The sequence below is a fragment of the Caulobacter sp. D5 genome (genome assembly GCF_003185805.1).
Taxonomy (GTDB): domain Bacteria; phylum Pseudomonadota; class Alphaproteobacteria; order Caulobacterales; family Caulobacteraceae; genus Caulobacter.
This window is the reverse complement of record NZ_QHJY01000235.1, coordinates 1-7,917: the sequence shown is the minus strand read 5'-3', so window position 1 is coordinate 7,917 and position 7,917 is coordinate 1. Positions and strand designations below refer to the sequence as shown.

Here is a 7,917-nt window from a genome sequence, read left to right as displayed (position 1 = left end):
TCTGAGAGACCCCTCATCCGTCGGCTATCGCCGACACCTTCTCCCGCAAGGGGAGAAGGGGGCTAGTGCGCCGGCTGCCAGAATTCCAGGTTGCTGATCTGGCGTTCCAGGATGGCGATGCGGTCGCGCAGGTCGCGGGTGGCCGTCAGGCTGGCGGCGGTGACCGGCTCCTCGCGCATGGCCCTCAGGGCCCGTTCGGCGTCGCCCACCTCGACGATGGCCTCGTAGCAGGACGCCCATAGGACGCGGGCCCGCTCGCGCTCCATCTTGGCGTCGAGGAACGGCGCGTTCAGCGTCGCGGCAAGGCGGTCGAGTTCGGCCAGTTCCTCGGCGCGGCCCTTGCGCACCAGGATGTCGCGGAAGGGCGTCTCGTCGCCGATGTCGTCGATCAGGGCCTCGAAGATCTCGTGGGCCAGGCCCTTCAGCCGCGCCTCGCCGAAACCGATCCGCTCCAGCGCCTCGTCATAGGGACGCGCCCAGGCCGGATGATTGACGGCGGCGATGGCGACGGCCGCGTGAAAGGGGTTCAGCCGGCGGCCGATCTGCTCGCGGGCGATGCCGCGGATGCCGGGATCGGGCGGACCGCGATCGCGACCGCGCCAGTTCCCACCGCCGCCGCCGCCGCCGTTGCGCGGCGTGAACGGGCGATCACCGCCCTGGCCGCCGCCGCCCCCGCCGCCATAGGCCGGCTTGGGGAACAGCAGGTCGAGCTTGGCGTAGAGGTCGTCCTTGTAGGCGCTCGCCAGGTCCTTGTCGGCGATCGTGCCCGCCGCCGCGCGCAGGCGCTGCTTGAGGCCCGCCTTGCGTTCCGGCGTATCGAGCGGCTCCAGGTCGCGCTCGCGCACGAACAGCGCCTCGACGAAGGGCGTGGTCTGGGTGACCTGGGCCTTCAGCGCCGCCGGACCCTGCTCGCGCAGCACGTCGTCGGGATCCTTGCCGCCGCTGACGATCGAAAAGCGGAACGAGCGGCCGGGCTTCAGCAGCGGCAGGGCGCGGTCGATGGCGCGGCTGGCGGCGCGCTGGCCGGCCTTGTCGCCGTCGAAGCACAGGGTCGGCTCGGGATGCAGGCGCCACAGCGCCTCCATCTGCTCCTCGGTCAGGGCCGTGCCCATGGCCGCCACGGCCGCCAGGTTCGCCCGCTGGCAGGCCACGACGTCCATATAGCCCTCGACCACCAGCAGCGGCGTCTGCTCGTTGGGGGCCGCGGCCTGGGCCGCGTGCAGCAGCTTGCGCGCGTCATAGAGGCCGTAGAGCACGCGGCTCTTGTGAAAGAGGCTGGTCTCGGGGCCGTTCAGGTACTTTGCGCGGGCGTTGGGATCCATCGCCCGGCCGCCGAACGAGACGACCTTGCCGCGCGTGTCGGTGATCGGAAAGATGATCCGGTCGCGGAAGCGGTCGTAGGGCGCGCCCCCGTCCTCGGGCGCGATCAGCAGGCCGGCTTCCACCAGGTCGCCGGGCTTGGCGCCCTTGGCCACCAGATAGTCCTTCAGCGCCGTGCGGCCGTTGGGCGCGAAGCCGATGCGGAAGCGGCTCCACTGATCCTCGGGCAGGGCGCGGCGGTCGAGATAGGCGCGGGCGTCCTTGCCCACGGGGCGACGCAGCTCGGCCTCGAACCAGGCCGCCGCCAGCTCCATCCAGTCGCCCAGCCCCGCGCGCTTGCGATCGTCCTGGGCGGCGCGGGCGTCGGGCTCGGGCAGGCTCATGCCGGCCTCGGCCGCCAGCCGCTCGACCGCCTCGGAGAAGGTGAGGCGCTCGGTCTCCTGCAGGAAGCTGATGATGTCGCCGTGCTTGCCGCTGGAGAAGCAGTGGTAGAAGCCCTTGTCGTCGTTGACGAAGAACGACGGGCTCTTTTCCTTGGTGAAGGGCGACAGCCCCGCGTACTCGCGACCCTGCCGCCGCAGCTTCACCGTCTTTCCGACCACGTCGGAGGGGCGAAGTCGGGACTTCAGTTCTTCAAGGAAGCGGTCGTCGAAGCGCATGGCGATATGGCCCCAACATAAGGTCGCGCGCGCGGGATGACACTCCTCCTGAGGTGACAACCTCACAAGCGGCTTTGGACTTATCCCCGGTGATCCACAGCTAGCGTCGCCGTGGATCAAAGAAGCGTCGCACTAGGAACAGGCCCAACGACCCTCCGTTCTGATGCGGGGGTCGCCTCGACGCGTCCCCACGCCACACAGAACCACGGAGAACACCCATGCCCGAGTCCCGCTGGAACGACCGTGAAGGCCGCTTCGAGATCGACCGCGAGCGCGATTTCGACGACGAGCGCGGCTATGGCTACGACGCCTCGCGCGCCGATGGGCGCCGCCAGGACCGCTACGCCCAGGATCCCGACTGGCGCGACCGCTACGCCGCCCGCGAGCAGCGCAGCTACGGCGAACCCCGCCACCGCTCTTCGGGCCGTAGCGAGTTGCGCCGCGCCGTCAGCCAGGGCGGCGACATCGGCTATGGCACCATCCGCTCGGGCTCGGACTACGCCTCGGGCCGCGGCTACCGCGCGCCGGGCGACTACGGCCAGGTGGGCGGCTTCGACTTCGGCGGCTCCACGGCCGACTATGGCGGGGGCGGCTATCGCGGCGAGGCGCCCGACTACGGCGACCGCGCCTATTTCGACCGCCGCCACGAGCGCGAGCGCAACTACTACACCGACGGTCCGGGACGGGGGCGCCACGAGCACGGACCCCATGGTCGCCATGCGCGCGACCGCTACGACGACGATCGCGGCTGGTTCGACCGCGCCCGCGACGAGGTCTCCGCCTGGATGGGCGACCATGACGCCCAGCGCCGGCGCGAGCACGACGCGGCCCTGCGCGCCGACCATCGCGGCCGCGGCCCCAAGGGCTACCGCCGCTCCGACGAGCGCATCCGCGAGGACGTCAGCGATCGCCTCACCGATGACGGCTGGCTGGACGCCTCGTCGATCGAGGTCGCGGTCAAGGACGGCGAGGTGACGCTGAGCGGCACGGTCCACGCCCGCGACGACAAGCGCCGGGCCGAACTGCTGGCCGAAAGCGTCTCGGGCGTCGACAACGTGCAGAACAACCTGCGCCTGGATCGCGGCGTCGAGGCCAAGACGGGCGACTGGTCCCTGCAAGGCAACGCGCCCCAGCAGGGCGTGACGGGCAAGGCTTAACTCGCAACCCCAACTCCTTGTCATCCCGGACGGCCGCAAGCCGATCCGGGACCCGGGGCCGCCGCAGTGCGTCGGCTACCGCTGGATGCGCGGCTCTACGCGCTGCGCGCTCCGGCCGGGCTGACGACTTTTGGGGGTCTGATGGCCCTAAGTGATCATCCCTAGCTTGGCTGGCCGGCCGCTTGGGACCATTTAGGCCCCATGTCCGAGTCCGAAGCCCCGCAACCCGCCTTCACCGACGCCGAGATCGACGCCCTGGTCGAGACCTTCTACGCCAAGGTCCGCCGTCATCCGCGCCTGGGGCCGATCTTCAACCACGTCATCGCCGAGGACGCCTGGCCCCATCACATGGCCACGCTGAAGAACTTCTGGGCGACGGTGCTGCAGGGCTCGGGCCGCTACAAGGGTTCGCCCATGGCGGTGCACCAGCGGATCGAGGGCTTCCAGGAGTGGATGTTCACCCCCTGGCTCAATCTCTTCCACGCCACCTGCGTGGAGTTGTTCGACGCCCCGCGCGCCGCGATCGTCGGCGAGAAGGCCGAGCGCATCGCCCGCTCGCTGAAACTGGGCCTCTTCTTCCGTCCGGGAGCCCCGGCGTGAGCGCGATCCCCGAAAAGATCGAGGCTGAAGGCTTCGCCATCGTGCCGGCCGCGAAGACCCGCGACCTGCTGGGCGGCCTGCCGGACTGGGACGTGTTCGCCGACAGCTGGAACGACCTGGGCGTCGACGGCTTCATGGCCGACGGCGGGCGCTATCGCCGCCGGCGGTTCGCGGCCTTCGCGGCCTCTGCCGAGGGCGTGATCGCCCGCAAGCCGCACCAGCCGCACTATCAGAGCCGCGACTACAACACCCTGAACGGCGGCGTGCAGCGGTGGTTCGAGCCGGTGACCCAGGCCATCGCCGAGCACCCCGTGACCACGGCCGTGCTTCGGGCGGGGCTCGAGCTCTTCCATCCCCTGACCGCCGATCCGCCGGCAGCCTGGCATGTCGAGCTGCACCAGTTCCGCATCGAGGCCCATGACGGCGAGGCCGGCCAGCCGACGCCCGAGGGCATGCACCGCGACGGCGTCGACTGGGTGATCGTCATGCTGGTGGAGCGCCACAATGTGGCCAGCGGCGTCACCGACATCTTCGCCCCGGACGGCCGCGCCCTGGGCTCCTTCACCCTGACGGAGCCGGGGGACGCGGTGTTCCTCGACGACCACAGGGTCCTGCACGGGGTGACGGCGATCAGCCCCCTTGAAGCCGGACGCGAGGCGCGCCGCGACGTGCTGGTGGTCACCTTCCGACGGGAGGACTGAGGCGTCCGGCGAGCGGGCGCGGGCTTGAGGGGGGCGCGACCGTTTGTCTCACTCCACCTGCGGGAGAGGGCGTGCAAGCCTCCGCTCCTTCGCGAAACGAGCGCCGCCCTTCATGACCGACGACGCCCATTCGCTGTCCGCCTCCGGCCGTCGGGACGCCTTCTCGGCGACCATGGCCGACGCGGTGCCGATCCTGATCGGCTATGTCGGCGCCGACCGCCGCTACCGCTTCGTCAATCGCGCCTACGAGACCTGGTTCGGCGTGCGCCGGGCCGACATCGAGGGTCGCTCCCTCGTCGAGGTGATGGGCGAGATCGCCTATGAGCGGGTGCGCGCCCATGTCGACGCGGCCCTGGAAGGGCGCAGCCTGACCTTCGAGGGCGAGCTGCCCTATGCCGGGGCGGGCGTGCGTCATGTCGAGGCGCAGTATGTGCCCGACATCACCCCCGACGGCGCCGTGCTCGGCTACTACGTGCTGGTCACCGACATCTCCGCCCGCAAGAAGGCCGAGGCCGAACTCGCCCGCCTGCTGGTGCGCGAGCGCCGCCGGGCCCTGATGCTCGACCTGGGCCGCCAGCTGCGCGAGGAGACCCAGGTCGCCGCCATCGCCGGCCGCGCCTGCCAGGTGCTGGCCGCTCAGCTTGGCGTGCAGCGGGCAGGCTATGCCGAGGTCGATCTGGCCGCCGTCTCGACCCAGATCATCGGCGAATGGGGCGGGGAGGGGGTGCAGCCCCTGGTCGGGCCGCTGTTCGTGCTCGACGATTTCGGTCCGGCCATGAGCGACGACCTGCGGGCCGGGGTGCAGGTGGTCATCGACGATATCCGCGAGGATGCCCGCACCCGCGATCTGGCCGTCCTGCCGGCCTATGCCGCGCTCGACATCCTGGGCTTCGTGGCCGTGCCGCTGATCAAGGCCGGGCGGCTGGTGTCCTATCTCTTCGTCTGCCAGGAACACCCCCGCACCTGGAACGCCGACGAGGTGGCCTTCGTCGGCGACGTCGGCGAGCTGATCTGGGCCTCCAGCGCCCGCGCCCGGGGCGAGGCGGCCCTGCGCCAGGCCGAGGAGACCGAGCGCCTGCTGATCCGCGAGGTCGATCACCGGGCCAAGAACGTGCTGGCGGTCGTGCAGTCGCTGGTCCAGCTGACCCCCTTCGTCGACAAGCGCCAGTACGTCACCGCGCTCAGCGGCCGCATCGGCTCCCTGGCCCGCTCGCACAGCCTGCTGTCGACCACCCGCTGGACCGGCGCCGACCTGCGGGCCCTGCTGGAGCAGGAGCTTGAGGCCTACGGCTTCGAGCACGAGGCCCGCGTCGTCCTTTCCGGACCGCCGGTGCTGATCCGGGCCGAGGCCGCCCAGTCGCTGGGCCTGGTCGTGCACGAACTGGCCACCAACGCCAGCAAGTACGGCGCTCTGTCGGCGCCCGGTGGAACGCTGGAGGTGCGCTGGGACTGGGAGGCGGGGATCCTCGTCCTCGACTGGTGCGAGACCGGCGGTCCGCCGGCGGTCGCGCCGGTTCGTCGCGGCTTCGGCTCCACCCTGATCCAGAACGCCGGCAAGCAGCTGGGCGCCAGGGTCTCGCACGACTGGCGGGCCGAGGGCCTGCATTGCCGGCTCGAGCTGACGCGCGGCGCCTTGCCGGGCGCGGCCGGCCTCGAACGCTCCGCCGCCGCCCCGTCGCCCGCGCCGGAGGGCGGCCTGCAAAACCAGCGCGTGCTGGTGGTCGAGGACGAGGCCCTGGTGGCCATGGAGCTGGCCCGGGTCCTGGCCCTGGCCGGCGCCCATGTGGTCGGCCCGGCAGGCGACATCGACGAGGCGCTGGAGCTGATCGAGAACAGCCTGATCGACAGGGCCGTGCTCGACGTCAATCTTGGCGGCCGCATGGTCACGCCGGTGGCCAAGGCCCTCAGCGAACGGGACATCCCCTTCGTCTACCTGACCGGCTACCAGGAGCCCGGCCTCGACGACGGTCCCGTGCTGCACAAGCCGGCCGCGCCCGAGGCCCTGGTCAGCGCCCTGGCGGGGCGTCGGGTGGAGCCGGTCTAGGCCGCTGCGAGACATCCTGCCGCATCCCCGCGCCTTGACTCCGCGCTCCCGAAGGATCAGAACAAAATGGGAACGGAGGTCGCCATGCCCGGCTCGCGCGAGGCGCGTATCGAGGCCCTCAGAGGTCGGATCGCCGCCATCCAGGCGGGGACTCGGACTCCGACTCCGGTCCTGCCGTTTGGCGATCCGCGTATCGACGGCCATCTGCCCGGCGGGGGGCTGCCGAGGAGCGGCTGGCACGAAGTGGTCGGCGAAGGCCTGGAGGGCGAGAGCGGGGCGGCCACGGCGGCCTTCGCGGCGCTCCTGGCCCGGCCCAGGGCGACGAAGGGGGCGGTGGTCTGGGTGCTGCGGCGGTCGGACCTTTACGTTCCGGGCCTGGTGAACTTGGGCTTTCCGGTCGAGCGGCTGGTGGTGGTGCGGGTCCGCGACGAGGCCGAGGGGCTTTCGGTGCTGGAGGACGCCCTGGCCACGCCGGGCGTCGCCGTCGCCATCGGCGAGGCCGAGGCGCCAGACCTCGTCGCCGGCCGCCGCCTGCAACTGGCCTGCGAGCGGGCGGGAGGCTTCGGCCTCGTCCTGCATCGCCGGCCCTATGGCGGACCGGCCAAGGGGGCGACGGGTTCGGCCGCCTTCAGTCGCTGGCGGGTGGGCTCCGAGCCGGGGAGGGCCCCGCCCGATGGACTGGGCCTTGGCCCGCCTGCCTGGCGCGTGACGCTGGAACGCTGCCGGGGCGGACGCCCGGGGGCGTGGATCCTGGAACATTCGGAGGCCGACCATGGCCCGCATCCTTTCCGTGTGGTGTCCGAACTGGCCGATCACGACCTGGCTGAGACACCACCCGAACGCCTTCGCCGAGCCGGGTGAGGGGGAGGCCCCCTCAGTCGGCTTCGCCGACAGCTCCCCCAGAGGGGGAGCATCTAACGAGCGCGGACCAAAATCCTCCCCCCCTGGGGGAGGTGGCCCGGAGGGCCGGAGGGGGTCTTCACCGCCGGTGCAGCAAGATCCCCCCTTCGCCCTGCTGCTCTCCGAACGCGGAACCCGCCGCCTCGCCGCCGTCAACGACGCGGCCCTGGCCCTGGGCCTCTCCGCCGGCCAGAAGGCGGCCGACGCCCTGGCTCTGGTTCCGCATCTGGCGACCGCCGACCACGACCCGGAGGCCGACCGCCGGGCGCTGGAGAGCCTCTGCGACTGGTGCGTGCGCTTTTCGCCGGCCGTGGCGGTCGACGGCGACGACGGCCTGCTGCTCGACATCACCGGGACCGACCACCTGTGGGGCGGGGAAGGCGCCATGCTGGCCGACCTGCGGGATCGCCTGGCCCGCTGGGGCGTGCCGGCCCGCGCCGCGATCGCCGACACCGCCGGCGCCGCCTGGGCCCTTGCTCGCTATGGAGGGGCTCGCCATGGCCAAGGCGAGGCGGTGGTTCCGCCCGGCGGCCAGG

Annotated in this window: 6 protein-coding genes and 1 pseudogene; 6 read left to right on the top strand and 1 reads right to left on the bottom strand. The window is 71.7% G+C overall.

Annotated features, from left to right (window positions below; genetic code table 11):
* Positions 1-62: 62 nt before the first annotated feature.
* Positions 63-1,979, bottom strand: coding sequence for a DNA primase (gene dnaG / locus DMC18_RS15755; RefSeq protein ID WP_110121308.1), 1,917 nt, complete (start codon positions 1,977-1,979; stop codon positions 63-65).
* Between the two features lie 218 nt (positions 1,980-2,197).
* On the opposite strand from dnaG, the gene DMC18_RS15750 reads away from it, so the two are divergent.
* From DMC18_RS15750 to DMC18_RS27325, 6 genes and pseudogenes are all read left to right on the top strand, one after another.
* Positions 2,198-3,136, top strand: coding sequence for a BON domain-containing protein (locus DMC18_RS15750; protein WP_110121307.1), 939 nt, complete (start codon positions 2,198-2,200; stop codon positions 3,134-3,136).
* Between the two features lie 201 nt (positions 3,137-3,337).
* Positions 3,338-3,736 carry a group III truncated hemoglobin gene (locus tag DMC18_RS15745; RefSeq protein ID WP_110121306.1) on the top strand — a complete coding sequence of 133 codons (399 nt, stop codon included), beginning with the start codon at positions 3,338-3,340 and terminating at the stop codon, positions 3,734-3,736.
* The gene (locus DMC18_RS15740; RefSeq protein WP_110121305.1) at positions 3,733-4,437 is read left to right on the top strand and encodes a 2OG-Fe dioxygenase family protein; all 705 of its coding nucleotides are present in this window, start codon (positions 3,733-3,735) and stop codon (positions 4,435-4,437) included. The genes DMC18_RS15745 and DMC18_RS15740 overlap by 4 nt, the downstream gene beginning before the upstream one ends.
* A 112-nt stretch (positions 4,438-4,549) precedes the next feature.
* Positions 4,550-6,481: an HWE histidine kinase domain-containing protein gene (locus tag DMC18_RS15735; RefSeq protein WP_110133084.1), complete on the top strand. Its 1,932-nt coding sequence runs from the start codon at positions 4,550-4,552 to the stop codon at positions 6,479-6,481.
* An 84-nt stretch (positions 6,482-6,565) separates the two neighbouring features.
* On the top strand, positions 6,566-7,342 hold the full coding sequence (locus tag DMC18_RS15730) for an ImuA family protein (RefSeq protein WP_110121302.1): 777 nt from the start codon (positions 6,566-6,568) through the stop codon (positions 7,340-7,342).
* A gap of 211 nt (positions 7,343-7,553) precedes the next feature.
* Positions 7,554-7,917, top strand: a pseudogene (locus DMC18_RS27325) (DNA polymerase Y family protein); the annotation flags it as partial.